This window comes from Acidomonas methanolica, assembly GCF_004346035.1.
Taxonomy (GTDB): Bacteria; Pseudomonadota; Alphaproteobacteria; order Acetobacterales; family Acetobacteraceae; genus Acidomonas; species Acidomonas methanolica.
Window position 1 is genome coordinate 35,905 of sequence record NZ_SLZN01000002.1, and the last position, 26,644, is coordinate 62,548.

22 protein-coding genes and 1 tRNA gene are annotated in these 26,644 nt (G+C 65.9%); 8 read left to right on the forward strand and 15 right to left on the reverse strand.

From position 1 onward, the window contains the following. Positions 1 to 82: 82 nt before the first annotated feature. From gatB to gatC, 3 genes are read right to left on the reverse strand one after another with little or no spacing between them, the layout of a single operon-like run. The gene (gatB, locus tag EDC31_RS02015; RefSeq protein ID WP_042056742.1) at positions 83 to 1,537 is read right to left on the reverse strand and encodes an Asp-tRNA(Asn)/Glu-tRNA(Gln) amidotransferase subunit GatB; all 1,455 of its coding nucleotides are present in this window, start codon (positions 1,535 to 1,537) and stop codon (positions 83 to 85) included. Continuing rightward, positions 1,534 to 3,012 carry an Asp-tRNA(Asn)/Glu-tRNA(Gln) amidotransferase subunit GatA gene (gatA, locus tag EDC31_RS02020; protein WP_042056741.1) on the reverse strand — a complete coding sequence of 493 codons (1,479 nt, stop codon included), beginning with the start codon at positions 3,010 to 3,012 and terminating at the stop codon, positions 1,534 to 1,536. The genes gatB and gatA overlap by 4 nt, the downstream gene beginning before the upstream one ends. Next, the gene (gene gatC, locus EDC31_RS02025) at positions 3,012 to 3,314 is read right to left on the reverse strand and encodes an Asp-tRNA(Asn)/Glu-tRNA(Gln) amidotransferase subunit GatC (protein WP_042056740.1); all 303 of its coding nucleotides are present in this window, start codon (positions 3,312 to 3,314) and stop codon (positions 3,012 to 3,014) included. The genes gatA and gatC overlap by 1 nt, the downstream gene beginning before the upstream one ends. 153 nt (positions 3,315 to 3,467) lie before the next feature. Here gatC and ruvX point away from each other — a divergent pair, with 153 nt between their 5' ends. Next, a complete protein-coding gene (gene ruvX, locus EDC31_RS02030) occupies positions 3,468 to 3,953 on the forward strand; it encodes a Holliday junction resolvase RuvX (protein WP_042056738.1) in 486 nt (161 codons plus the stop codon). 106 nt (positions 3,954 to 4,059) lie between these two features. On the opposite strand, the gene EDC31_RS02035 is transcribed toward ruvX, so the two are convergent. The 6 genes from EDC31_RS02035 to EDC31_RS17620 form a co-directional block, all read right to left on the reverse strand. After that, positions 4,060 to 4,251 carry a hypothetical protein gene (locus EDC31_RS02035; protein WP_042056737.1) on the reverse strand — a complete coding sequence of 64 codons (192 nt, stop codon included), beginning with the start codon at positions 4,249 to 4,251 and terminating at the stop codon, positions 4,060 to 4,062. An 11-nt stretch (positions 4,252 to 4,262) separates the two neighbouring features. Beyond that, positions 4,263 to 5,402, reverse strand: a complete 1,140-nt coding sequence (cydB, locus tag EDC31_RS02040; protein WP_042056736.1) for a cytochrome d ubiquinol oxidase subunit II — start codon at positions 5,400 to 5,402, stop codon at positions 4,263 to 4,265. A 42-nt stretch (positions 5,403 to 5,444) separates the two neighbouring features. After that, entirely contained in the window at positions 5,445 to 7,052 is a 1,608-nt protein-coding gene (locus tag EDC31_RS02045; RefSeq protein WP_042056734.1) for a cytochrome ubiquinol oxidase subunit I, read from the reverse strand. A gap of 87 nt (positions 7,053 to 7,139) precedes the next feature. After that, positions 7,140 to 8,834, reverse strand: coding sequence for an amino acid ABC transporter ATP-binding/permease protein (locus tag EDC31_RS02050; protein ID WP_042056732.1), 1,695 nt, complete (start codon positions 8,832 to 8,834; stop codon positions 7,140 to 7,142). Then, on the reverse strand, positions 8,831 to 10,555 hold the full coding sequence (cydD, locus tag EDC31_RS02055; protein ID WP_052511701.1) for a thiol reductant ABC exporter subunit CydD: 1,725 nt from the start codon (positions 10,553 to 10,555) through the stop codon (positions 8,831 to 8,833). Before cydD ends, EDC31_RS02050 begins: the two co-directional genes overlap by 4 nt. A 4-nt stretch (positions 10,556 to 10,559) precedes the next feature. Next, positions 10,560 to 10,778 carry a hypothetical protein gene (locus tag EDC31_RS17620; protein ID WP_148303891.1) on the reverse strand — a complete coding sequence of 73 codons (219 nt, stop codon included), beginning with the start codon at positions 10,776 to 10,778 and terminating at the stop codon, positions 10,560 to 10,562. Between the two features lie 343 nt (positions 10,779 to 11,121). Here EDC31_RS17620 and EDC31_RS02060 point away from each other — a divergent pair, with 343 nt between their 5' ends. From EDC31_RS02060 to EDC31_RS02070, 3 genes are all read left to right on the forward strand, one after another. After that, the gene (locus EDC31_RS02060) at positions 11,122 to 11,874 is read left to right on the forward strand and encodes a pseudouridine synthase (RefSeq protein ID WP_239641568.1); all 753 of its coding nucleotides are present in this window, start codon (positions 11,122 to 11,124) and stop codon (positions 11,872 to 11,874) included. A gap of 4 nt (positions 11,875 to 11,878) precedes the next feature. Continuing rightward, entirely contained in the window at positions 11,879 to 12,427 is a 549-nt protein-coding gene (locus tag EDC31_RS02065; protein WP_042056729.1) for an RsmD family RNA methyltransferase, read from the forward strand. 212 nt (positions 12,428 to 12,639) lie between these two features. Next, a complete protein-coding gene (locus tag EDC31_RS02070) occupies positions 12,640 to 15,264 on the forward strand; it encodes a DNA translocase FtsK (protein WP_042056727.1) in 2,625 nt (874 codons plus the stop codon). A 118-nt stretch (positions 15,265 to 15,382) separates the two neighbouring features. On the opposite strand, the gene EDC31_RS02075 is transcribed toward EDC31_RS02070, so the two are convergent. The 6 genes from EDC31_RS02075 to EDC31_RS02100 form a co-directional block, all read right to left on the reverse strand. After that, entirely contained in the window at positions 15,383 to 16,834 is a 1,452-nt protein-coding gene (locus EDC31_RS02075; protein WP_042056778.1) for a mannose-1-phosphate guanylyltransferase/mannose-6-phosphate isomerase, read from the reverse strand. A 216-nt stretch (positions 16,835 to 17,050) separates the two neighbouring features. Further along, positions 17,051 to 17,126: transfer RNA gene (locus tag EDC31_RS02080), tRNA-Lys, on the reverse strand. A gap of 76 nt (positions 17,127 to 17,202) precedes the next feature. Further along, a complete protein-coding gene (locus EDC31_RS02085; protein WP_042056726.1) occupies positions 17,203 to 17,676 on the reverse strand; it encodes a peptidylprolyl isomerase in 474 nt (157 codons plus the stop codon). 53 nt (positions 17,677 to 17,729) lie between these two features. After that, entirely contained in the window at positions 17,730 to 18,227 is a 498-nt protein-coding gene (coaD, locus tag EDC31_RS02090; RefSeq protein WP_042056777.1) for a pantetheine-phosphate adenylyltransferase, read from the reverse strand. A gap of 4 nt (positions 18,228 to 18,231) precedes the next feature. After that, positions 18,232 to 21,015 (reverse strand): DNA gyrase subunit A, encoded by a 2,784-nt coding sequence (gyrA, locus tag EDC31_RS02095; protein ID WP_042056725.1) that lies wholly within the window; start codon positions 21,013 to 21,015, stop codon positions 18,232 to 18,234. 135 nt (positions 21,016 to 21,150) lie between these two features. Further along, positions 21,151 to 22,029 carry an aldose 1-epimerase family protein gene (locus EDC31_RS02100; RefSeq protein WP_042056776.1) on the reverse strand — a complete coding sequence of 293 codons (879 nt, stop codon included), beginning with the start codon at positions 22,027 to 22,029 and terminating at the stop codon, positions 21,151 to 21,153. Between the two features lie 150 nt (positions 22,030 to 22,179). Here EDC31_RS02100 and cysK point away from each other — a divergent pair, with 150 nt between their 5' ends. From cysK to EDC31_RS02120, 4 genes are all read left to right on the forward strand, one after another. Further along, the gene (cysK, locus tag EDC31_RS02105; RefSeq protein WP_042056774.1) at positions 22,180 to 23,172 is read left to right on the forward strand and encodes a cysteine synthase A; all 993 of its coding nucleotides are present in this window, start codon (positions 22,180 to 22,182) and stop codon (positions 23,170 to 23,172) included. A gap of 142 nt (positions 23,173 to 23,314) precedes the next feature. After that, a complete protein-coding gene (locus EDC31_RS02110; protein ID WP_052511699.1) occupies positions 23,315 to 23,587 on the forward strand; it encodes a hypothetical protein in 273 nt (90 codons plus the stop codon). Between the two features lie 75 nt (positions 23,588 to 23,662). Beyond that, the gene (gene murJ / locus EDC31_RS02115; RefSeq protein ID WP_042056723.1) at positions 23,663 to 25,204 is read left to right on the forward strand and encodes a murein biosynthesis integral membrane protein MurJ; all 1,542 of its coding nucleotides are present in this window, start codon (positions 23,663 to 23,665) and stop codon (positions 25,202 to 25,204) included. 70 nt (positions 25,205 to 25,274) lie between these two features. Then, complete coding sequence (locus EDC31_RS02120) at positions 25,275 to 26,522, forward strand: MFS transporter (RefSeq protein ID WP_239641565.1); 1,248 nt, start codon at positions 25,275 to 25,277, stop codon at positions 26,520 to 26,522. The last annotated feature ends 122 nt before the right edge of the window (positions 26,523 to 26,644 follow it).

Consider the following 26,644-nt stretch of genomic DNA (forward strand, 5'->3'; position numbering starts at 1 on the left):
CGCTGTTGTTACACGGCGTTTGCAGGCCTGCTTGTAGGGGGGAACGGCAGCGCCGTCAAACCCCCTACATTGCGATTTTTTCTTATTCGGCGAGAAGTCTGGCCAACAGATCGTTGACCATCGCGGGATTGCCCTTACCCTTCATCGCCTTCATCGTCTGCCCGACGAAAAAGCCGAAAAGCTTCTCCTTCCCGGATTTGTATTCCGCCACCTTGTCGGCGTTCGCCGCGAGAATGTCGCGGATGGCGCCTTCGATCGCGCCGGTATCCGTGACCTGACGCAATCCCTTGCGTTCGACGATTTCCGCCGCGCTCTCGCCCGTCTCGACCATCGCCTCAAGCACGTCCTTGGCGATCTTGCCGTTGATGGTCGCATCCTTGATCAGGGCGAGCAGTTCGCTGAGCCCCGCGGCGCTGACCGGACTCTCATCGATCGACTTGCCCGTCCGGTTGAGCGCGGCGAAGAAGTCGCCGAGCATCCAGTTGACGGCCAGCTTCGGGTCCGACGCCTTTGCAACCTCCTCATAGAAATCGGCCACCGCCTGCTCAGCCGTCAGCACGCCCGATTCATAGCGGGACACGCCATATTCAGCCTCCAGCCTCAGCCGCTTGGCCTCCGGCAACTCCGGCAGCGCGGCCTTGAGCGCCTCCACCCAGTCACGCGAGATCACCAGCGGCAGCAGATCCGGGTCAGGGAAATAGCGATAATCATGCGCGTCCTCCTTCGTTCGCAGGGAGCGAGTCTCCCCCCGCGCGGAATCGAAGAGCCGTGTCTCCTGATCGACGACGCCGCCGGACTCCCAGATCTCCACCTGCCGCGCCGCCTCGACCTCGATCGCCTGCATGACGAAGCGAATGGAGTTGACGTTCTTGATCTCGCAGCGCGTGCGGTACGCCTCCCCTGCCTTGCGGACGGAGACGTTCACATCCGCCCGCATGGAGCCTTCCTCCATATTGCCGTCGCACGTGCCGATATAACGCAGAATCTGACGCAGCTTGCGCAGATACGCCCCCGCCTCTTCCGGCGAGCGGATATCCGGCTCGCTGACGATCTCCATCAACGCCACGCCCGCGCGGTTGAGGTCGATGAAGGAGCGCGTCGGGTCCTGATCATGCATCGATTTGCCCGCATCCTGCTCCAGATGCAGGCGGGTAATGCCGATCTCGCGCTGGCCGCCGTCGGCGAGGTCGATCAACACCTTCCCCTCGCCCACGATGGGATGCGCGAACTGGCTGATCTGATAGCCCTGCGGCAGATCGGCATAGAAATAATTCTTGCGGTCGAACCGGCTTTCCAGATGGATCGTGGCATTCAGCCCCAGCCCGGTGCGGACGGCCTGCGCCACGCATTCATGGTTGAGAACCGGCAGCATTCCCGGAAACCCGGCATCGATCAGGCTGACATGCGTGTTCGGCTCCCCGCCATAAGCCGCCGACGCGCCGGAAAACAGCTTGGCATTGCTGATCACCTGCGCATGAACCTCAAGCCCGACAACGATCTCCCACGCGCCGGTGCGTCCCTCGATGACGTAGCTCATGCCAGCCCCTCCGCGACAATGGCGGGACGATGGGTGAAGCCCGCCGCCTTTTCCATGACGCGCCCGGCAGCGAACAGCGTCTCCTCGTCGAAATACCGGCCGATCAGTTGCAGTCCCAGCGGCAGTCCCTGCCGGTCCAGCCCCGCCGGCAGCGACAGAGCGGGCGCGCCCGCCAGACTGGCCGGAACGGTGAACACATCGTTGAGATAGACCTGCACCGGATCGTCCGGCTTTTCGTCCCACGCAAAGGCGGCGGACGGCGCCGTCGGCGTCAGCAGCACGTCCACTTTCTCGAACGCCGCGAGGAAATCATGCTGAATCCTCGTCCGCACCTTCTGCGCGCGGAGGTAATAGGCGTCGTAATAGCCCGAGGACAGCACATAGGTGCCCATCAGGATACGCCGCCGCACCTCCTCGCCGAACCCCTCCCGCCGCGTCGCCTCATAGAGTGCGTCGAGCGACGCCCCCGGCACGCGCGCGCCGAACCGGACGCCGTCATACCGCGCGAGATTGGACGATGCCTCCGCCAGTGCCGCGATGTAATAGGTCGGCAAGCCGTATTTCGTATGCGGCAGCGACACCTCCACCGGCTCGGCCCCCGCCTCCCGCAACCAGGCAATGCCCTGCTCCCAGAGCGCGTCGATCTCGGGCGGCATGCCGTCGACGCGGTACTCCTTCGGAATACCGACCTTCAGCCCCCGCACACCTCGCTCAAGCGCCTCCGTATAGCGCGGAACCGGACGATCGACGGAGGTGCTGTCCTTGGGATCGAATCCGGCCATCGCCTCCAGCATCAGCGCGCAATCTTCCAGCGTCCGCGCCATCGGCCCGGCCTGATCGAGCGAGGAGGCGAAGGCGATCACGCCGAAGCGCGAGCACCGCCCGTAGGTCGGCTTCACCCCCGCGACGCCGCAATAGGCGGCGGGCTGGCGGATCGAACCGCCCGTATCCGTGCCCGTCGCGCCCAGCACCAGCCCCGCGGCCACCGCCGCCGCGGACCCGCCGGAGGAACCGCCCGGCACCAGCTTCGCGTCGGAGCCCTCGCGTCGCCAGGGATTCGTCACCCCACCGAAAGCGGAGGTGAGATTCGTCGAGCCCATCGCGAATTCGTCGAGATTGAGCTTGCCGAGAAAGACCGCGCCCTGCTTCAGCAGGTTCGCCGTCACCGTACTTTCATAGGGCGGGACGAAATCGCGCAGGATGTTGCTCGCCGCCGTCGTCCGCACGCCCTCCGTGCAAAAGAGATCCTTGATCCCGAGCGGAAGCCCTTCCAGCAGCCCCGCCTCCCCTTTCGCGATGCGCTCATCCGCAGCCCGCGCCGCGGCGCGGGCCCGGTCGAAGCTGGTGGTGATGAAGGCGTTGAGCTGCCCGTCCAGCGAGTCGACGGCCCCGATATGCGCCTCAACCAACTCGACGGCGGAAATCTTGCGCGCTTCCAGCGCCTTGCGCGCCGACGCCAGTGTCATCCCGGCCATTATTCAACCACCTTGGGAACGGTGAAGAACGCCTCGACGCGATCCGGCGCGTTGGACAGCACCGCCTCGCGGCACGCCCCGCCCGTGACCGTACCATCCGTCACCACGTCCTCGCGCGCCCGGGGCGCCGCGAGGCCGGTGCCGATCATCGGCGGCACACCGGCGATTTCCACCTCGTCGAGTTGTTCCACCCAACCCAGAATTCCCCCGAGTTCCCGGGCCAGCCCTTCGGCTTCGGCATCGTCGATGCCGATCCGGGCCAGCTTGGCGATACGCCTGACCGTGCGCGTGTCCAGAGACATGAAACTGGCAGCTTTCCTGATTGTTGGACGAGGGCGAAGCCGCGCTCCGCCACCGTGTCGTCATTGTTTTCCCCGCAGCGCTCCGCGACGCGGACACGGCGGGACGAAGAAACTCCTGGCTCGCAGGACGAGGCGGGATCATAAGCCTTTCCTATGGTTCTGTTCAATCCACACGCCCTGCGCGCCGCCCTCCCGCCCGGCAGGCGCGTTCTCGGTCTCGATCCGGGATCGAAGATCGTCGGCCTCGCCCTCAGCGACGCCTCGCTCACCCTCGCCTCGCCCTATCGCGGGCTGGCGCGGCGCAAGATGGGCGCGATGCTGGAGGAATTCGCCACCATCGTCAGGGCGGAGGAAATCGGCGCGCTGGTCTGCGGCCTGCCCCTCGGGTTGGACGGCAGCTTCGGCCCCGCCGCACGCGCGGCGCAGGACTGGGCGGGCGACCTGGCCGAGCGCCTCGCCCTTCCCGCCTGCCTCTGGGACGAGCGACTCTCCTCGAGCGCCGTGAACCGCTTCCTGATCACCGAGATGGACCTGACCCGCAAGCGCCGCGCCGAAGTCGTGGACAAGGTCGCCGCCGCCTACATGCTGCAAGGCTGGCTGGATGCGACGCAAGCGGCGGAGAAACGATCCGCCGATTGATCATCTCAGGGGAAAAGGCGGCGGGCCAAAAGAAAAGCCGTGACGTAGAACGTCAGATAAAGAAACGGAATAAAGAAGATATAGCGTTCGAGATCGCCGAGCATGGTCAGACCTCCTCACTCGGATTCTGTTCGTTCTGGGCATCCATGAGCACGGCGCCCGCCCCGGAAATGAGGACGATCATGACGGTGCCGATGACCCAGGCGAAATACCACGGCCCCTGATCGCCGACGAAGACGGCGAACAGAAGAGCCACGACGAGGGTGAGCGCAAGGCCCAGAAGGGTGGGAAGGCGCATGGCGCATATCCTCAATAGCTGTGGGTGTCGTTGACGATATCCGCCGTGCGCACCTTGCCGCGCATGACGTAATAGCACCACGAGGTGTAGCTCAGGATGATCGGCACGAAGATGGCGGCCAGCACGAGCATGCAGGTCAGGCCATAGGCGCTGGCGCAGGAATTCCAGATCGTCAGGCTCTGGTCCGGCGTGGTCGAGGACGGCATCAGGAAGGGGAACATCGCGATGCCGACGGTCTTGATCGTCGCGATCCACGATCCCGCGCCGATCCACCAGCCGAGGGCGGGCCGGTTGGCGCGCAGCACCAGCGGACCGACGATCATGCAGGCCAGACCGCCCAGCGGGACGATCCAGAGCGCCGGATGCGCGGAGAAATGGGCCAGCCATCCGCCCGCCACCCGCGCGACATGCTGTCCGCGGATCGGATCGGGCGCCATGCCGGACGCCCCGCCGCTGACGAGCACGTATCCGCTCATCCGGCTGATCCACACACCGCCCAGCGCGAAGAGCACGGCCGCCGTCCAGCCGCCCCAGACCGCATAACGTTGCGCACGGCCATAGATCGGCTCCTCGGCGCGCAGCATCAGCATCGCGCCGCCCTGATAGACGCTGAGCGCGACCGACATCAGCCCGCAGAGAATGGCGAAGGGATTGAGGAGATAGGAGAGGAAGGATTCATCCTGATAATACTGGCCGGTCCAGCTGAAGTGATAGCCGACGCCTTCCATCACGTTGCCGAACGCCGCGCCATAGACGAACATCGGAAACGCGCCCGAGATCAGGAAAGCCCAGTCCCAACTCGCCCGCCAGCGCGAACTCTCCACCTTGGAGCGGTATTCGAACGCCACCGGGCGGAGAATCATGCTGAACAACAGCAGGATCATCACGACGTAGAAGACGGAAAAGGAGGTGGCGTACAATGTCGGGAAGGCCGCGAAGATCGCGCCGCCCCCGAGGATGAACCACACCTGATTGCCGTCCCAGTGCGGCCCGATGATGTTCAGCGCCGTCCGGCGCTCGCCGTCATTGCGGCCCACGAAGCGCAGCAGCGTGCCGACGCCCATGTCCATGCCGACCATGATCCCGAGCCCCATGAACAGGATGCCGAGGATCGCGGCCCAGAAGAATTTGAGTATCGTATAGCTATCCATGATCGGTACCATTTCGTCCGGATGGGTGGCGGGGCGGGAACGTCATTCGCCGAGGGCGACGACGAGGCCGTCCTCATGGCCGGGATCGTCATGACGCGCATGAGCGCCATGCTCCTCGGGGCCGAGACGCGCGAACTTGAACATCAGATACAGTTCGGCGGCGATGAAGATCGAGTAGATCAACGCAAATCCCGCCAGCGAGAACAGCATGTAGCCGACACTGTGCGTCGAGGCGGAAAGATAGGTCGGCAGCAGGTCGAACACCGTCCAGGGCTGACGACCGGCCTCCGCGGTGATCCAGCCGAACTCCGTCGCCAGGATCGGCAGCGGGATCGACCAGAGGCAGAGTTTCAGCAGCAGCGGATTGCGTTCCAGCCGGTTCTTCAGGCTGACATAGGAGCCGAACGCGAACACTGCGAAGAACCACAGCGACAGAAAGACCATGATCCGGAACGCCCAGAAGGTGACGAACACATTGGGCAGGATGTCCGGCTTGGTCTCGTTCACGACCGTGTCGAGCTGGCCGGCGGGAATGGCGGTCACATCCTGGCCCGGCGCGTGGCGCGCGGCGAGGAAACCATACCCCATATCGGCCTTGTGCGCGTTGAACGCCGCCAGATCGCTCGCCGAACCGCTGGCGCGCCACGCCTTGAGGGCGGTCAGCGCCGCGATGCCCGAGCTGATGCGCGGTCCGGCCTGATCCTCCAGCTCCTTCATGCCCGTGATCGGCGCCGTGAAGCTGTGCGTCACCAGCGGCGTGAGAACAAAAGGAATGCCGATTTCGAGATCGTTTTCCTGCTTTGCGTCATCGGGGATGGCGAAGGCCAGCCAGGGCTCATAAGGCGGTTTCGTCGTCCGCCACACCCCTTCCATCGCCGCGAGCTTCGTCGGCTGATGCTCGTAGACCAGCCGCCCGAGCACGTCGCCCAGCGTGATGACCGCGACCGTCGAGATGATGCCGAACAGCGCCGCCATGCGGAAGGAGCGCGCGGCGAAGGCCTTGTGCCGTCCGCGCAGGATGTAGAAGGCGCTTATGCCCATGACCAGCATGGAGGCGCACACATACCCAGCGACGGAGGTATGGACGAATTTCGCCTGCGCGTCGGGATTGAAGATCACCTGCACGATGCTGTCGAACTGCATCCGCATCGTCTCGGGGTCGAAATGCGTGCCCTGCGGCACGTTCATGCTGGCATTGGCGACGAGAATCCACAGCGCCGAAAGATTGGAGCCCAGCGCCACGAGATACGTGACCGCCAGATGGGCGGGCTTGCTGAGCCGGTCCCATCCGAAGAACATCAGCCCGACGAAGGTCGATTCCATGAAGAAGGCCATGAGCCCCTCGATGGCGAGCGGCGTGCCGAACATGTCCCCGAAGAAACGGGAATACATCGACCAGTTCGTGCCGAACTCGAATTCCATGGTGATGCCGGTCGCGACGCCCAGGGCGAAGTTGATGCCGAACAGCTTGCCCCAGAACTGGGCCATGTCCTTGTAGATCTTCCGCCCGGTGACGACATAGACCGTCTCCATCGCGGCAAGCATGAAGGTCAGCCCCAGGGTGAGGGGCACGAACATGAAGTGATAGAGCGCCGTGACGGCGAACTGGAGCCGGGAGAGATCCACGACCTCCGAACTGATCGGTTCCATCAGATTGAGATCCTGTTGATGACGGATAGGGTAGGTAATCCGGGGAGGGGAAAATACGTTCGGGAAACCATGTGAAAGCCTTCCTGCCTAGGGCGGCCTGACGGGAGCGATCGATCCATTCTCCAGTCTCAGCACGTGAAACGCGCGAGCCTGCACGGCGCTCCGATGCGCGAGATGAAAAATGCCGGGATGCCACGGCAACGTGTCCAGCGCGTCCAGCACGCGCCGTTCCGTGTCCGCATCGAGCCCGACCGTCGCCTCGTCGAGAACGAGCCAGGGTTTGCGCCGCAGCAATGCCTGCGCGACGGCCAGACGGCGCGACTCGCCGCCCGAGAGACGGACTCCCGCCTCGCCCGGCCCCGCCGCGCCCAATAACGTGTCCAGCCCCTCGGGCCAGGATCGGACGAGCGGCCCGAGTTGAGCGGCGTGGAGCGCCTCCCATATGGCGTCGTCCTCCGCCTCGGGAACCGCCAGCCGCATGTTCGCGCGCAGCGTGTCGTGAAAGAGGTGCGTGCGCTGCGGCACGGCGGCGACGACGGACGCCCGCGCCCGCGTGTCGCACCCGGCCGCGTCATGCCCGTCGAGGAGAACCGCGCCCTGATCCGGCACGATCTGCCCCATGAGCGTCGCCAGCACCGTGCTCTTGCCGCTCCCGCTCGGGCCGGTGAGCACGGTGGGCTCCTCCCGACGCAGCACGAACGACGCGCCGGACAGCACCGCGTCGCCCTGCTCCGCATGACGCACCGTGACATGGTCCAGCGCGATCGTCTCCGGCACGGCGATCGCACGATCCGTTTCCGGCGTCGCGGCGGGAGTTTCCATCCCCGAGAGCCGCGCGACCGCCAGCCGCAGGCGAACCAGCGCCGCGCATGACGCACCGACGGGAATGAGCGGATCAAACACCGCCAGCGCGCCGAGCGCGAGCATCGGCAGGAACGCTGCCCCTGTTCCCGCCCCAGCATGGAATGTCGCGCTGCCCAGCAGCGCCACGCCCATTGCCGTCAATGCCGCCACGCAAACGACCATCGTTCCATGCAGGGTCTGACGCCCGGCGATACGGTCGGCGCAACCCTGCGCCTGCGCGGCGCGCCCCGTGATCTCCGCCGCAAGCGCCTCCCCGCCGCGTTCGATCAGCAGCGTCTCGAACCCGTCCAGCAGCGCGACCAGCGCCGCCTGATCCTCGATCCGCAGGGCTTCCAGCCGCTCAGTGTCGCCGGACTGGCGGCGCAGCAGGCAAACGGGCCAGACAACCCCCATGCCGAGCAGCGCGACTGCGAGAAGCAGCGCGCACCTCGCGTCGAAGGCCGACGCCGCGGCAAGTCCCGCGATTGCCATGACGCAAGCGACCGCCAGCGGCATCACGACATCGAGCCAGCCACGCCCGATCGCGTCGCTGTCGCTGACGCAGCGATGCAGGAGATCGCCCCCCCGATAGGCCGCCATCCGGACCGACCCGATCCGCGCGATCCGCCCGAACAGCCAGCTCTGGACCAGCCCGCTCTGACGCAGCGCCAGATCATGGGTGACCAGACGCTCGCCATAGCGGGCGAGGATGCGCGTCATCGCCAGCAACCGGACACACGCCGCAGGCAGGACGATGTTGAAGCTCGCCTGCACTGCGGCGGAACCTAGCCCCGCCACCGCCGTCGCCGCCAGGAACCACCCCGCCACCGCGAGCAACAGCCAGTTGCTCAACGCCGCGAGAACGGCCAGCCCCAGCCCCGCCCCGATCAGACCGGCGAAAGGACGGCCGAGACGCCCGAGAAAATCGCGCGTGGTCATGCGCCCGTCGCCTCCCGGGCCGCCGCCGCTTGCGACACGCCTTCTCGCGATTCGGGCGCCGCATCGAGATCGACCCGATGATCCGCCCGCGCGATCAGGGCCTCGTCATGAGTCGCCACGATGATGATCCGGTCCGTGCGAAAAGCCAAGAGCATGTCCGCGATCAGCGCGGCGCTCTGCGCGTCCACATGCGCCGTCGGCTCGTCGAGAAGCAGCACGTCAGGTCGACGCAGAAGCGCGCGCGCCAGCGCCACGCGCTGCGCCTGCCCGCCCGAGAGCGCCTCCCCCCGGTCGCCGACCTGCGTGTCGAGCCCGTCCGGCATGGCCTCGATCTCTTCCAGCACCCGGGCCGCCCGCAAGGCCTCCCGCATCGCCTGGACACTCGCATCCGGCACGGCCTGACGAAGGGCGTCGAGAACGGAGCCCGGCATGAGATGCGGACGCTGCGGCAGCCAGGCGAGACGGCGCGGGATCGCCTGAACCAGGCCGCCCTCCACGAGCTGCGTCCCGTTGATCACGAGGACGCCGCGGCTGACCGGAACGAAACCGAGCAGCCCCCTCAGCAACGTGGTCTTCCCCGCCCCGCTCCGGCCCGTCACCACTGTCAGCGTCCCACGCGGAAAGGCGGCATTGACGGGCGCGAACGCCTCCCCCGCGCCCCGCCGCACGGCGAATCCCGCGCAGTCCAGCCGCGTCACCGGCGTGTCCGGCAGCCGCGTGGCCGCCTGCGCGCAGGGCATGGTTTCCGGCAGGTCGAGGAACTGTCCGATGCGCTCATAAGCCGAAAGCGCGTTCATCCGCGTATGGTAACTCGCGGAAAATTCCCGCAGCGGCGCGAAGAAGCGCGGCACGATGAGCAGTGCGATGAAGGCCCGCTCGAAGCCGATCCCGCCATGCAGCAGACGGGCGGCAAGGAACACCGCCACCATCGCGATGGACAGGCTGGAGAAGAACTCCAGCACCGCGGAAGTCAGGAAGCCGATCCGCATGACCGCGAGGCTCAGGACGCGATGCCGCGCGCTCAGTATGCGGAGCGCGCGCATCTCCTCCCGCACGCGCCCGAACAGTTCGAGCATGCCCAGCCCCTGAAGCCGGTCGAGCAGCGCCGCCGAAAGCGTGAACATCTCCCGCCATTGACGGTCCATCACCGCCTGGGCGCGATACCCGACGATCACCATGAAAAGCGGCACGAGCGGGCCGCAGAACAGCAGGACCGTCGCCGTCACCCAGTCGATGGGCGCCATCGCCACGATCAGACAGACCGGCACAAGGGCCATCGCCGCCGCATTCGGAATCCATGTCCGGAAATACGGCCCCAGCGCCTCCGCCGCGCTCGTGAATAACGCCGCGATCTCTCCCCGCGCCGAGCGATCCGCTCCCGAGGGGCCGAGCCGCACCAGCTTCTCCGCCATTTCCCGCCGGAGCGCGAGCACGGCGGCGGCGGCGGCGCGGCGGCTGAACGCTTCTCCCCCCGTGACGCAGGTCCAATACAGCCCCACCAGCCCCGCGAATATGCCCAGCGCCCGTCTCTCCGCCCAGACGTTGGCGCCCGGACGAAACGCGAGATCGGCGGTCACATGCCCGAGCACGGCGAGCGCCCCGCAAAACAGCAATTCCCCAAGAGTTCGCAAGATGACGGCGAGGGCGAGCGCCGCACGCTCCTTCGAAATGCGGGCCGCGAGTTTTTTTCCGATCTCCCGGGGGCGGGCATCAGTGCGCATGACGTCACGCCCGCAACGGCGCGCGGCGCGCGCAAAGCCAGAGGGAAGCCGCGCCGAGACAGTCATATTTACATAAACTATTTAATATGATCGGCAGAAAGAAGAAGCGCCCGCCCTTCACCGACGCCACGAGCGACGCCACGAGCGACGCCCGACTGACCGCCCCGCCTCCAATGGAAAGCAGGCGGAGAGCAAAACGGCTGAAACGCACCGCGCGGGTCATGAGCCGGCAGGACTCCATTCAATGAGAGACAAGGCAGCAACACGCCTTCACGATCTCGTTGAACTGTCATCTCACATTTTCACAATTATATCAATTGTGAAAATGTGAAGGATAATCCATCCTCACAAGGACCATATCGCGGAAACCTCGCGACGATCTGAAGCCGAGCCACGCAGCACGGGGTATCCCCCCGCCGAAGATGAACGCAGGCGGAAGCGCGGGACGGAGACCGTCCGGCCCCTTCCAGTTTCTCATCTCCCCGCAAAAATGCTACCTCCCGCCCATGAGTGAAGAGCACGACCCCGCCGAGACCGAACCCGCCGCCGAAAACGACACGCCCGACATGGCGCGGGGCGAACGCATCGCCAAATGGCTCGCCCGCGCCGGAACGGCCAGCCGCCGCGATGTCGAACGCATGATCGAGGAGGGGCGCATCCGCCTGAACGGCGCGCCCGTCACCCACCCCGCCAGCTTCGTCACCCCCGGCGACATCGTGTTGGTGGACGGCAAGCCGGTGAACGCGCCGGAGCGCACCCGGCTCTGGCGCTATCACAAGCCCGACGGCCTCATGACCACCCATCGCGATCCGCAGGGCCGTCCCACCGTGTTCGATTCCCTGCCGGAGGGCATGCCCCGCGTGGTCAGCGTCGGGCGGCTGGACGTGAATTCCGAAGGGCTCCTGCTGCTGACCAATGACGGCGAACTCGCCCGCCGCCTCGAACTCCCTTCCAATGCGTGGCTGCGCCGCTACCGCGTCCGCGTCTTCGGTGTGGTGGACGAGAAGCGCCTGGCCGATCTCGCGCGCGGCTCGACCTTCGACGGCGTGACCTACGGCCCCATCGAGGCCGGGCTCGACTCCCGCAAGGGTGACAATGCATGGCTCACCGTCTCGCTGCGCGAAGGCAAGAACCGCGAGATCCGCCGCGTCATGGCCGGGCTGAACCTGCATGTCAGCCGCCTGATCCGCCTCGCCTACGGCCCCTTTTCCCTCGGCACGCTGAAGAAGCGGGAACTGGAGGAAGTCGCGCCCAAGATCCTCCGCGACCAGATTCCCGGCCTGTCCGGCACCACGCCGCCCCGCCCGCGCCGAAGCTGAGTCCATGCGGATCGTCGGCGGCGAGCGGCGCGGCCTCACCCTTCGCGCTCCGGCCGGAAACGCGACCCGTCCCACCGCCGACCGCGCCCGTCAGGCGCTGTTCGACATGCTGCTGCACGCGCCCTGGGGCGGTCGCGCCCTGCTCGACGGCGCGCATGTGCTCGACGCCTTCGCCGGGACCGGCGCGCTGGGGCTCGAAGCGCTCTCGCGCGGCGCGGCCTTCGCCACGTTCTTCGACACCAACGCCGCCGCCCGCGCCGCCATCGCCGCGAATATCGGCGCCGCCCGCTACGAAACCCGCACCCGCCTGCTCAAGGCCGATGCCGCCCATCCGCCCCGCGCCGTCGCCCCCTGCGGCATCGTCTTCCTCGACCCGCCTTACGCGGACGGCCTGATCCCCGCCGCGCTCGACGGGCTGACGCGCGAAGGCTGGATCGCGCAAGGCACGCTCCTCATCGCCGAAACCGCCGCGGATGCGCCGTCTCCCGCGCCGGACCCGCTCGCCACGCGGCGATTCGGTGCGGCGCTCGTCACCCTCTGGCGCGCCGCCTGACCATCAAATCACCATATTCCTCCCGCTAGCGTCGAAATCATTCGTTACACCGCCAACCGCAGGCCCGGACGGCGGCGCGACTCCTTTTCTCCGGAAACTTTCCTTTTTTGTTAATCACTTCGTCATTATAGTTCAGGAAGGAATCCAACACCGCCCCCGTCGCCGCCGGCGGGTCGCATGACAGGGCGGATCACATAACAGGATCGTATCGCTTGGCCTCGTTCAGCCGCCTGACCACTGCGGGGACAGCTTCCCCGGCCCTGCGCAGCGCCCTGCGCGCGCGCTTCGCCGAACTTGGGGGGCTGGTCCTGCTCGCTCTCGCCTTCGTCATCTGTGTGGCGTTGTGGAGCTACAATCCGCTCGACCCGTCCTTCAACACCTCCTCCGAGACACCCCCGTCGAATCTGCTCGGGCAGGTCGGCGCGTCCCTCTCGGATTTCCTCGTCCAGTGGCTCGGCCTCGCCTCGGCGGTGCCGGTCGTCGTGCTCGTCGCCTGGGCCTGGCAGATCGTCCGCACCCATACGCTCTCGGCGCCGTTCCTGCGCATCGTCGCCTTCGGCGGATTGCTCCCGGCCTGCGCCGCCACCTTCTCCGCGATCCAGGTGCTCGTCCCGAGCTTCGCCACCACCTGGCCTTCGCGGGCCGGATTCGGCGGGCAGATCGGCCTGTCCCTCGCCCAGCGCGCCGTCGCCGCCGGACACGCCGCCCTCGGCAAGGGCGGCAGCGTCATCGGTCCGCTTCTGGTCCTCTTCCTCACCCTCCTGCTCATCCCTCTGGCCATGGGCCTATCGCGGCGCGAATGGCGTTTCCTCGGCCGCATCGCCGCGATCCTTCTCCGTCAGCCGCATCGGCTCGTCGCTCGCGCACGCGGCAAACCCGCCGCCGAGCCGGACTGGCGCGCTTACGAGGCGCAGGTCGCCCCCATCGTCGATCGCCCCTCCGCGGCGCGCAACCGTCCCTTCACCCCTCCCAATACCGGCTGGCTCCAACCTCCCGGACAGGACGAGGAACAGGCCTACACGCCGCCTGCCCTGCGCCCGGCCGAACCCGCTCCGGCCAATCCGTACGCGGATCAACTCGCACGCATCGCTCGCGACCGCGCGCCGGAGCACGACGCACCGCACCAATCTTCCGTCGGGTCCACGGCCCTGACCGTGCCGGACGCAGCGGAGAATCCGGCCCCGGCCGAGCCGGTCGGCATGTTCAAGCGCGGCCTGTTCGGCATCTTCCGTGGCGAATCGACCGCCGAAAAAACCTCGGAACCGCGCTCCACCTCTTCCGGACACGCCCGGCGCCCAGGCTGGGACGCCTCCCCTTGGACATTCCCCGCGCTGGGCCTGCTGAAACAACCGCCCGCCGCCGCCTATACCGGACCGTCCAACGAGGTGCTGCAAGCCAATGCCCGGCTGCTCGAACAGGTTCTGGGAGATTACAGCGTGCAGGGCCAGATCGGCGACATCCATGCCGGTCCGGTCGTCACGCTCTATGAATTCGAACCTGCTCCCGGCATCCGCTCCGCCCGTGTCATCGGCCTCGCCGACGACATCGCCCGCTCGCTCTCCGTTCTCAGCGTGCGCATCGCCACCGTGCCCGGCCGCAACGTGATCGGCATTGAAGTGCCGAACGCCCGGCGCGAGACGGTCTATTTCTCGGACCTCCTCGCCGCCCCGCTCTGGACACAGACGCCCGGCGCGCTCCCGCTCGCGCTGGGCAAGGACATCGCCGGCGCGCCGATCTACGCCGATCTCGCGCGGATGCCGCATCTGCTGATCGCGGGGACGACAGGTTCGGGCAAGTCGGTCGGCGTCAACGCCATGATCCTTTCGCTGCTCTTCCGCCTCTCGCCGGAAGAGTGCCGCCTGATCATGATCGACCCGAAGATCCTCGAACTCTCGATCTATGACGGCATCCCGCATCTGCTCACCCCGGTCGTCACCGAACCGAACAAGGCCGTCGCCGCGCTGAAATGGACCGTGCGCGAGATGGACCGCCGCTACCGCGTCATGGCCCATCTCCAGGTCCGCAACATCGCCGGATATAACGACCGCGTGCGCGAGGCCCGCGGCGCGGGCGAATTGCTGACCCGCCGCGTCCAGACCGGCTTCGACCCCGAGACGGGCCGTCCCGTCTTCGAGGAACAGCAGATCAACCTCGAGTCCATGCCCTTCATCGTCGTGGTCATCGACGAGATGGCGGATCTCATGATGGTGGCGGGCAAGGAAATCGAGGCCGCCGTCCAGCGCCTCGCCCAGAAGGCCCGCGCCGCCGGCATCCATGTCATCATGGCCACGCAGCGGCCCTCGGTCGATGTCATCACCGGCACCATCAAGGCCAATTTCCCGACGCGCATTTCCTTCCAGGTCATCAGCAAGTTCGACAGCCGCACCATTCTCGGCGAGCAGGGCGCCGAGCAACTTCTCGGCCAGGGCGACATGCTCTTCATGCAAGGCGGCGGCCGCATCACCCGCGTCCACGGCCCCTTCGTCGCCGATGCGGAAGTCGAGGACGTGGTGCGCGATCTGCGCTCGAAGGGCGAGCCGGTCTATAATGACGATGTTGTCTCCGGCATGGAGGAGGAGGACGACGGCTCCCGCGGCTCCGCCTCCGGCAACGGCATGAACGGTGGCTACGACGCCGAGACCAGCCTGTTCGATCAGGCCGTGGATCTCGTCACCCGCGAGGGCAAGGCCTCGACCTCCTTCATCCAGCGGCATCTTTCCATCGGCTATAACCGTGCCGCGAAGATCATCGAGGAAATGGAAAAGCAAGGCATCGTCAGCGCCGCCAACCATGTCGGCAAGCGCGAGGTGCTGACGCGGCGCGCGGCGGAGGATTGACGCGCCGACCGGTGTTCTACTGCATCCTTTTCGAGAGCGATCAGTCAGATCGCTCGATCTGACCGCCTCCTGTCATACCCCGGCCATGCCGGACATCTGGAGATCAATCTCCCACCTGCTACCTCGCGTAGACATCCTCGAGGCGAACGATATCGTCTTCGCCCAGATAAGGCCCTGACTGGACCTCGATGATGGTCAGAGGGATTTTCCCCGGATTTTCAAGACGATGGATGATCCCGAGCGGCAGATAGATGCTCTCGTTCTCACGCACCAGAATGTTTTCCGTATCCCGCGTGACGATAGCCGTGCCGGCGACCACGACCCAATGTTCGGCCCGGTGGAAGTGCTTCTGGAGCGACAATTTCTGTCCCGGGTCCACATGGATACGCTTCACCTGAAAGCGATCCCCCTGCGTGAGACCTTCGTAAAAGCCCCACGGACGATACATGCGGTTGTGATTGATGGCTTCCGGCCGTCCCGCCGCCGTGAGACGGGCGACCATTTTCTTGACGTCCTGCGCCCGATCCCGATGGGACACCATGACGGCGTCGCCGGTCACGATCACGATCAGATCTTCGACGCCGGCAACGGTTGCGACGATCCCGTCCGAGCGCACGTAACAATTCTTCGCGCAATCGAGGAAGACATCGCCGAATATGGCGTTGCCGTCCGCATCCTTGGGCGTCAGTTCCCAGAGCGCATCCCAGCTCCCGATATCGGACCAGCCGAAAGAGGCGGGAACGACGACCGCGAGTTTCGTGCGCTCGGCCACGGCATAGTCGATGGAAATATTGGGGGACTTGCTGAAGGCGTCCGATGACAGACGCTCGAAATCATGATCCGTGACGCGATTTTTGACCGCGTCCTGAACGCAGCCATAAACCTCCCGCTCGAAGGTCTCGATCTCGCTGAGCAGGACGTCCGCGCGGGCGACGAACATCCCGGAATTCCATGAAAAGCGTTCATCCCGCACGAGTTCGGCCGCGCGGAGTGCATCGGGTTTTTCGAGGAACTGCGACACATGGAAGACGTCCGGCACATCCGCCACTTCAGCGCCGCGTTCGATGTAGCCGTACCCCGTTTCCGGCTTGGTGGGTTTGATGCCGAAGGTCGCGATATACCCTTTGGCGGCGGCTTGCGTGGCCGAGGCCAGCGCGTCCATCAGAAGCTTCTGCTCCTGAATCGCGGCATCCGCGGCCATGACCCATAAAATCGCGTCCGGATTCTGTTCGGCGACGAGAAAGGCCGCCGCCGCGATGGCGGGCGCGGAATTGCGCGCGCAGGGCTCAAGCACGATCCGCGCGCCGGTGACGCCGATTTCTCGCAACTGCTCCGCGATAATGAAGCGATGCGCCTCATTGCAGATGACGATCGGCGCATCCAGCCCGGCCGCCACGCCGCGCAAGGCCGTGTCCTGAAGCAGCGTCTGCTCGGAGAGCAACGGCCAGAACTGCTTGGGGAAACTGCTCCGCGAGATCGGCCAGAGACGACTCCCGGACCCGCCGGACAGAATGACGGGTATGATAGTCTGCAAGCCGGAAGTCCCTGAGACAGGGGCGTTACGAGACATGATATCGAGCAACCTTCAGAGGAACGACGCGCTGAATTATGTATGGGAAATCTTGGGTCGTCACCCTCAAATTTGGCCGGTGACGCCCATCACTCCGACGGATGGCGCGTGGGAGGACTTTCAGGCCACCCCGATCTGCCCGGACGGGACGTTCGCGCGGGCAAGGGGAACGGATTTTCCCCCAAAGACTGAAGCTCTTACGGAGAATCATGCATCTGGTGAACCGGGAGGGACTCGAACCCTCGACCATTCGATTAAAAGTCGAATGCTCTACCGACTGAGCTACCGGTTCAGCGCAGGCGCTCCGCTACCGTGTCTGCCGGGGAACGTCAACCGCCCTCCGGCAGACGCAGACCAAAAAGCGCCGCTCAGGCCGCGGGACGCATGGAGATGATGGTGTCGGGCTCCTTCACCGTGCCGGAGGAGCCGGCGCCGCGCTTGATCTGATCGACATGCTCCATGCCTTCGACAACCTGACCTACGATCGTGTACTGGCCGTCGAGATGCGGAGAGGGCTGGAACATGATGAAGAACTGGCTGTTGGCCGAGTTCGGATTCATGGTGCGCGCCATGCCGATCGTCCCGCGCTCGAACTTCGCCTCGCGTGTGAATTCGGCCTTCAGATCCGGCAGGTCGCTGCCGCCCGTGCCGGTGCCGGTGGGATCACCACCCTGAGCCATGAAGCCCTCGATGACGCGATGGAATTTCACCCCGTCATAGAACCCCTGTTCAGACAGGCTGCGCAGGCGCTCTGCGGCCAACGGGGCGATATCCGGGCGAAGCTGGATCACAACGTCGCCCGTCTTGAGCTTCATCACCAGACGGTCGGAGGTCTCGGTCATCGGAAAGAACCTTATCTGTCAGGCGCGGCGGGAGGCCGTGCCCTTCCGGTTCCCTATGTCGTCCGATTATGCAGTTTCGACAAGACGAGTCGCGCGGTGTATTCGGGAACGAAGCCACTGATATCGCCGCCGAGACGGGCGATTTCCTTCACCAGACGCGACGCAGTGCAGCGATGCGCCTCGCTGGCGAGCAGAAAGACGGTCTCGATCTCCGGCGCCAGCCGGCGATTGGCGCCGGAAAGCTGGGCCTCGAATTCGAAATCCCCCGCCGAGCGCAATCCACGCACCACGCATGACGCGCCGTAATGCCGCACCGTGTCGATCAGCAGCGTCGTGAAGCCGACGACCTCGATCCGGTCGGCGCCGGGCAGATCCGCGACCTCCCGGCGCAAACAGGCGACACGCTCGTCGAGACTGAGGAGCGGGTTCTTGGCTTCATTGTCGGCGACCCCGACGATCAGCCGCGTGAAAATCCCGGTCGCCCGGCTGATGACGTCGAGATGGCCCAGAGTGACCGGATCGAACGTCCCCGGATAGAAGCCGACGCACATCGGATCACTCCCCGGCGCTGTCGGCGGGAGTCGGATCGTCCGGCGCGGCGACATCGTCATCCCCCTCCTCGCCTTCCGATTCCATGACCGGGAAGACGGCGGCGACGCGCTCCTCATCTCCCACGCGGCAAAGAGTCACGCCGCTGGCCTGACGCGCCATGACGCGAATCTGCCCGACAGGCGTGCGGACCAGCCTGCCGACATCCGTGACCATCATGATATCCTCTCCCTCCAGCACCGGAAGTGTCGCGACGACCTCTTTCCCCCGGCGGGGATTGGCCAGGGTCATGTTGGCGATGCCGAGGCCCCCGCGCCCGCTCACGCGATAATCATACGCCGAGGACCGCCGGCCGAACCCCGCATCCGTGACGGTCAGCAGGATTTCCTCCTGCCGCTCCATCTCCTCGAATCGCTCCGGCGCGAGATCGCCGACCGTCGCTACGGCCTCGGAATCCTCGGCGAGTTCCTCTTCGGGCTCCTCCGTCTCCTCGTCCTGTTGCAGCGCGCGACGCTTGGCGTTCGCCGCCTTGAGATAGGCGGCCCGCTCCTCGACCGTCGCATCCACATGGTTGAGCACGCAGAGCGAGTTCACCTCATCCCCCGGCTGCAACCTGATGCCGCGCACGCCGGAACTGTCCCGCCCGGCGAAGACACGCAACGTGTCGTCGGTGATCTGGAATCGGACGCAGCGCGCCTTTCTCGTGGCGAGGAACACGTCCTGCCCCTCGCGACAGGTCGCGACGCCGATCAGCCGGTCCCCCTCGTCCAGCTTCATGGCGATGAGGCCGGATGCGCGGATATTGCGGAAATCGCTCAGCCGATTGCGGCGGACATTGCCGCTGGCGGTGGCGAAGACGAGGTGCAGCGGCTCCCACAACGTCTCGTCCTGCGGCAGGGGCAGCACGGCGGTGATCGAATCGGCGCCCAGCTCCGGCAGGAGATTGACCAGCGCGCGCCCCTTGGCGGTCGGGCTCGCCTCCGGGAGACGCCAGACCTTCTCGCGATAGGCCTTGCCGCCGGAGGAGAAGAACAACACCCATTGATGGGTATGGGCGTTGAAACTGCGGACGACCACATCGTCCCCCCGCCGCCCGGCGGCCGTCCGGCCGCGCCCGCCGCGATTCTGCGCGCGGAAGATATCGAGCGGCGTCCGCTTGATGAAACCGTCGCGCGTGATGGTGACGACCATCTGCCCCGGCTCGACCAGACTTTCGTCCGACTGGTCGCCGAGCGCGTCGGAAATCTCCGTCATGCGCGGCGAGGTCAACGCGGCGCGAACGGCGGTCAGTTCCTCGCGCATCACCTCCATGCGGCGGACATGGCTGCCGATGATCTCCAGCAAGTCGTTGATCTTCGCCGCCACCTCGTCGAGTTCGGCCTGGATTTTCTCGCGCTCCAGCCCGGTAAGACGCTGGAGGCGGAGTTCCAGAATGCCGCGCGCCTGCGCCTCGGTGAGACGGACCTTCCCGTCCTCGACGACATTGCCCTCGTCATGGATCAGCGCCAGCAGCGGAACGACGTCGGCGGCGTTCCACTGGCGCGTCATCAGCGCCTCGCGCGCGGCGGCGGCGTCCGGCGCCGCGCGGATCAGCGCGATCACCTCGTCGATATTCGCGACGGCCAGCACGAGCCCGACCAGCAGGTGCCCGCGATCGCGCGCCTTGTTGAGATCGAAGCGCGCCCGGCGGAGGATCACCTCCTCGCGGAAGCGGATGAACGCCTCCAGCACGTCGCGCAGCCCCATGGTGCGCGGTCGCCCGTCATCCAGCGCAAGGCAGTTGACGGCGAAGGAGGTCTGCAATTGCGTGAAGCGATAAAGCTGGTTGAGCACCACATCCGGCGTGGCGTCGCGCTTGAGTTCGATGACGATCCGCATCCCGGAGCGGTCGGACTCGTCGCGGATGTCGGAAATCCCCTCGATCTCCTTGGCGCGGACGAGATCGGCGATCTTCTCCTGCAACGTCGCCTTGTTCACCTGATAGGGAATTTCCGTGACGACGATCGCCTTGCGGTCCTTGCGGATATCCTCGATCTCGGCGCGCGCGCGGACGGGAATGGAGCCGCGCCCCGTCTCGAAGGCCAGACGGATGCCGCGCCGCCCCATGATGATGCCGCCCGTCGGGAAATCCGGCCCGGGGACGATCTTCATCAGTTCGTCCAGCGTGATCTCGGGATCGGCGATCATCGCCAGCGTCGCGTCGATGATCTCGCCGGGATTATGCGTGGGAATGTTCGTCGCCATGCCGACGGCGATGCCGGACGCGCCGTTGACCAGCAGATTCGGAAAGGCGGCGGGCAGGACGCGGGGCTCATCCTCGCTCTCGTCGTAATTCGGCTGGAAATCGACGGTGCCGCGGTCGATGTCGTCGAGCAGGAAGGAGGCCGATTTCGCCAGCCGCGCCTCGGTGTAGCGCATGGCCGCCGGGCTGTCCCCGTCCACCGAGCCGAAATTGCCCTGCCCGTCGATGAGTGGCACCCGCATGGACCACGGCTGCGCCATGCGGACCATTGCGTCATAGATCGATGAGTCGCCATGAGGGTGGTATTTACCCATGACGTCACCGACCGCGCGGGCCGATTTGCGATAGGGCTTGTCCGCGGTGAAGCCGCTCTCGCGCATCGCGTAAAGAATGCGGCGGTGAACGGGTTTGAGACCGTCCCTTACATCCGGCAGGGCGCGGGAGACGATGACCGACATCGCATAGGCGAGATAGGAGGAGCGCATCTCCTCCTCGATCGTCACCGGCAGGTGGTCGAGCGGGTCTTTCGGATCGTTCAAATCGGTCAAAGGCGGGTCCAGTTTTTACAACGAAACATACCGTTTTCAGACGGCATACGACAGGAGAGGCAGACTAGCACAGGTTCCGCCCTCGCCGGAACCCGAACGGCCCCCGACGCGATATCGGCGCGTCAGGGCGGCGCGTCAGACGGGCCGTACCGTCCAGCCCGCATGGAAACTCCCGCCCGGCGGCAAGTGGAACAGCCCCGACTTCGTTGCGAAATTCCCGTCGAACCCCTCCGGCGCGGCCGTGCCGTGCCAGGGCTCGATGCAGAGGAATCCCGCGCCAGGCTTCGTCCAGACGCCGAGATCGGGAAACCCGTCCCAACTCACCTCGATGCCCCGGCCTGACTGATCGAGAAAGCGCACGCCGCCGCTCGCGACGGGCGCGAAGATCAGCGCATCCGCCTCGAACAACGCATCGGCGAGCACGAGCGTGCGCCCCTCGACCGGGTTGGGAAAGAGCGCCGGGTCCAGCAGCCCACCCGTCACGCGGCGCAGCGGTCCGGTTTCCTCGCGCGAGAAGACGAGACGATGCCCCTCCCGGCTCGCGCCCGGCTGCTGCGGCCAGCAGAAGGCAGGATGCGCACCCAGACTCGCGGGCAACGTCCGTTCGGCATCCGGATTCCGGACGATGTAGCGCACGGACAGCGCGCCGTTCTCGATCGTGTAGCGAATCCGCAAGGAGAACGCGCGGGGAAAGAGAGCGCGGGTCTCGGCGTCGTCCGCCAGTTCCAGCATGCAGCCGGTTTCGGTCCGTTCCAGCCAGCGAAACACACGATCGCGCGCAAAGCCGTGCTGGGTCAGATGAACCGGCGCGCCGTCCAGCTCCGCCCGATCCTCCGGCAAACGCCCGACGATCGGAAACAGCACCGGCGCGTGGCGCGGCCAGGCCGGCCCCGCATTCCAGAGCAAGGGACGGCCATCGGGCCCCTCCACGTGGAGGCGCTCCAACTCCGCCCCTTTCGCAGCTACCGTGGCCGAGAGAGAAGAATCGCCAAAGCTGTGCGTGTCGACGGTCATAAGCGCCCCCTGCAATGAGACCTTCCCTGTATTACGAATGACGGCGCTTTCCAAAAAATGCGTGTCCGCCATGCATGGTTTCCTTTCCGGCGCCGAAGGAATATATCACAGGAATTCGTGATATATTCCTTGACCGACCGAGAGAGCCTCGTGAAAAAAGCGCCCCCCCCCGGCCGCCTTGCCGCCGATTTCGCCGCCCCGCGCGGCCGTGTCTACGACTCCATCACCGAAACCGTCGGCGGCACGCCGCTGGTCGCGCTCCCTCGCCTGACGGCGCAGGACGGGCTCAAGGCGCGCGTTCTTCTGAAGCTGGAATTCTTCAATCCTCTCGGCTCGGTAAAGGACCGCATCGGCGTCGCGATGCTGCGCGATGCGGAGGCGAGAGGGGACATCACACCCGGCAAGACCGTCCTCGTCGAACCTACCTCCGGCAATACCGGCATTTCCCTCGCCTTCGCGGCCGCCGCCATGGGCTACCGCCTGATCGTCGCCATGCCGGAAAGCGCGTCCATCGAACGCCGCAAGATGCTGCGCCTCATGGACGTGCAGCTTGAGCTTACGCCCGCCAATCTCGGCATGGGCGGGGCCATCCGCCGCGCCGAGGATCTGGTGAAAGCCCTGCCCGACGCCTGGATGCCGAGCCAGTTCCAGAACGACGCCAATCCCGCGGTCCACGCAATGACGACGGCCGAGGAAATCTGGACGGACACTTCGGGCGAGGTCGATTGCGTGGTCGCCGGGCTCGGCACCGGCGGCACGGCCTCGGGCATCGCCCATGCGCTGAAACCGCGCAAGCCCGGCCTGAAAGTCTATGGCGTCGAGCCCGCCGAAAGCGCGGTGCTCAACGGCGACGAGCCGGGCCCGCACGGAATCCAGGGAATCGGCCCCGGCTTCTGTCCTCACACGCTCGATCTCAAGGCGCTCGACGGCGTGCTCGATATTTCCGAACGCGACGCACTCGCCACGGCGCGGCGTTGCGCGCGCGTCGAGGGGATTCCGATCGGCATATCTTCCGGAGCCGCGCTTTACGCCGCCCTGCAACTGGCGGCGCAATCGGAGCATGAAGGCCGCACGATCGTCGCCATCGCGCCGTCCTTCGCCGAGCGCTATCTCTCCACGACTCTTTTCACCGGGCTCAGCTAGGCCGATATCAATTAACAAATTTATGTAAGTTGCATATCTTTCATGAAGAAAAACTGTTAACCGTCGCGCCGCCGATCTATACCGGCTCCGATCAGGGACACGCCTGACAGGGATCGGGCACCGCTCTTAAGGAACGACGATCATGACCGCAGCCGATGGCGTTGTCGCTCTCAACTCCGCCTCCCCCGCCGCCAATGCCGATGCCGTCGGCGACAAGGCCGTGCGCGAGCACGGGAAAGTCCGTCTGCGCATCATCGCGATGGTCGTCAGCATCATCCTCGCCCACGCCTTCGTCGCTCTGGCGCTGCACTACACCTGGATGGATGACGACAATAATTTCCATACCAGCTATCTCTCCTTCGGTGCCGCGATCCTCTGCTTCGTCGTCTTTTCCGTCTGCGTCGGGATGCGCTGACACGCATATTCCGCCGCTTATATTCCGCCGGGAGCGGCTGGGCGAAGCGGCGAAACCCCTTTAATAACGTCGCCCATGCTCAGGACTCTCCTCACCGTCGGCGGCTGGACGATGGTCTCGCGCGTGCTCGGCCTTCTGCGCGACCAGATGCTCGCACGGTATCTCGGGGCGGGCCCGACACAGGACGCGCTGCTGGTGGCGTTCCGCCTGCCCAACATGTTCCGCAGCTTGTTCGGCGAGGGCGCGTTCAACGCGGCCTTCGTGCCGATCTTCACCGCGAAGCTGGAACGCGACGGGCATGACGAGGCCCGGCGCTTCGCCGCCTCCGTCATGGGCGCGCTGACGGGATGGCTGCTGTTCCTGGCGATTCTGGGCGAAATCTTCATGCCCTGGGTGGTGCGGCTTCTCGCCTCCGGCTTTACGGTCGGCGGCGAACGCTTCGATCTCGTCGTCACGCTTTCGCGCATCACCTTCCCCTATCTCGTGCTGATCTGCATCGCAGCCCTCGCCGCCGGCGTGCTGAATGCGCTGAACCGCTTCACCATGGCGGCGGCGGCCTATGCCAGCTTCAACGTGGTCGGGATCGTGTCGATCCTGATCGGCGCCTACTGGCTGGGCGACACGGCGCTGTGCAGCGCCTGGGGTCTCACGATTTCCGGCGTGGTGCAGCTCGGCCTGCTTCTCTGGTCCGCCCGGCGCGCGGGCATCACGCTCGTTCCCGGCCTCCCCCGCCTGACCGCGACCATGCGCGACATGCTGAAGCGCCTCGGCTTCGGGCTGATCGGCTCCAGCAGCACGCAGATCAACCTCGTCATCAACACGAATATTGCTTCCTATCTTCCGGCGGGATCGATCGGCTGGATATATTTCGCCGATCGCCTCACCCAACTGCCCCTCGGCGTGCTGGGCGCCGCGGCGGGCACGACGCTGCTGCCCGCCCTCGCCCGCCACGCCGCACGGAACGAAACGCCGGAGGGCCACACGGCGCTGAACAACGCCATCGACTATACCGCCCTGCTCACCCTGCCCGCCTGCATCGGCCTGATCGCGCTCGCCCCCGGAATCATGGCGGGATTGTTCGGCTACGGGCATTTCACCACGCATGACGTCATCGCCTCGTCGCAATCCCTGACCGCCTACGCCATCGGCCTGCCCGCCTTCGTGCTGCTCAAGCTGCTGACGCCAGGCTTCTACGCCCATGGCGACACCCGCACTCCGGTCATGATCGGTTTCCTGTCCATCGGGTTGAATCTCGTTCTGAACCTCCTGTTCTTCCGTCCGCTGGCCCATGTCGGGCCACCGCTCGCCAGCGCCCTCGCCGCGACCGTCCAGGCCGGGATCTTCGCCGTCATCCTCCATCGGCGGAACGTCTTCCGCCCGTCGCCGACCCTGCTCGCGCGGCTGGGCAAGATGAGCGCGGCCTCGGTCGTCATGGGCGGCGTGGCCTGGGCCGCCGCCCGTCACCTCACGCCGGGCCTCGTCGCCTGGCCCGGCCTGGCGCGGATGTCCGCCCTCGCCGCGCTGATCGGCATGTCCGGCGCGCTCTATCTCCTCCTGCTCGCGCTTATGGGGATCGCGGCCCCGCGCGGCATGCTCCGGCGGCTTCGCCGGAGCTGAGCAGGGTTGTCCCCCGTTGCGAGATGGGCCAAAGGCAGAGGAACTTCCTTCACCGGCCCGGGACTGCATGATGAGCGACCGCATTTTCCCCACGATCGACCGCGCGACGGCGTGTCATGTCGTCGCCGCATCGTTCCTGGGATGGATGCTCGACGCCTGCGATTTCTTCATCGTGCTCTTCACGCTGGACAATGTGGCGAACAGTTATCACGCGAGCATCGGCGCGATCCTCTGGGCGCCCACCCTCACCCTGCTCACACGCCCCATCGGCGCGTTTCTCTGCGGGCGCGGCGCAGATCGTTACGGGCGCAAACCCGTCATGATCGCGACGATCACCATCTATTCACTGATCGAGGTCGCCTCGTCCTTCGCTCCCAGCCTGACGGTCTTTCTCCTTCTGCGCGCCCTGTTCGGCATCGCGCTGGGCGGCCAATGGGGGGTCGGCACCTCGCTCATCATGGAAAGCGTGCCGGCCGCCTGGCGCGGATGGTCGTCCGGCCTGCTGCAAGCCGGTTATCCGGCAGGCTACCTGCTGGCGTCCCTGATGTACCTGCTTCTGCCGGTCGTCGGCTGGCGCGGGCTCTACATCATGGGCAGCGCTGCGATTTTCGTGGCGATCTATATCTGGATTCGCATTCCGGAAAGTCCCGAGTGGCGCGGCCGCCTCGCACGGGGCGCGACCCATGCCGACGGTCCGGGCCTGCTGGCGGTGATCCGCGGGAACATGTCCCTGTGGCTGTTCGCCGTCGCGCTGATGACGGCCTTCACCTTCTTCAGCCATGGCTCGCAGGATCTCTATCCCAAGCTCTTCCTCCGCCTGCAACGCGGGCTGACGCCGTCGACCGTCACCCTCATCGTCGTGCTCTACAATGTCTCCGCGATTCTCGGCGGCCTGGTGTTCGGCGCGCTCTCGCAACGGATCGGACGGCAGTTCGCCATCGCCATCGGCGCCTTCGCCGTCCTGCCGCTGCTGCCTCTCTGGACATTGCCGCATTCTCCCTTCTGGCTGGCTCTGGGCGCGATCGGCGTGCAGTTCTGCGTGCAGGGCGCATGGGGAGTCGTGCCCGCCTATCTCAGCGAATTGTCGCCCGCTTCCGTCCGCGCCACCTTCCCCGGCCTCGCCTATCAGTGCGGCAACCTGATCGCGGCCAGCAACGCACTCCTTCAGAACAGGATTTCCGAGATGTTCGGCGGGAATCTGGCGCCCGCGCTGATCGCCGTGGTCGGTGCGGCGGCGGTGGTGCTCCTGACGCTCACCCTGCTCAACGCTTTCCTGCACCCCACCATCGTCCCGCGCCCTTCGAAGACCCGCGCCTGAAAGAGGGACGAGCGGAAGTTTCCGGCGCGATTAAGTCCCGATTAATACTTCGCACCTATCATTGCTGTTCCAATAGGCGGCCGGGGTGGGTAGAAATTCAGTCATGACGAACACGCGAAAAG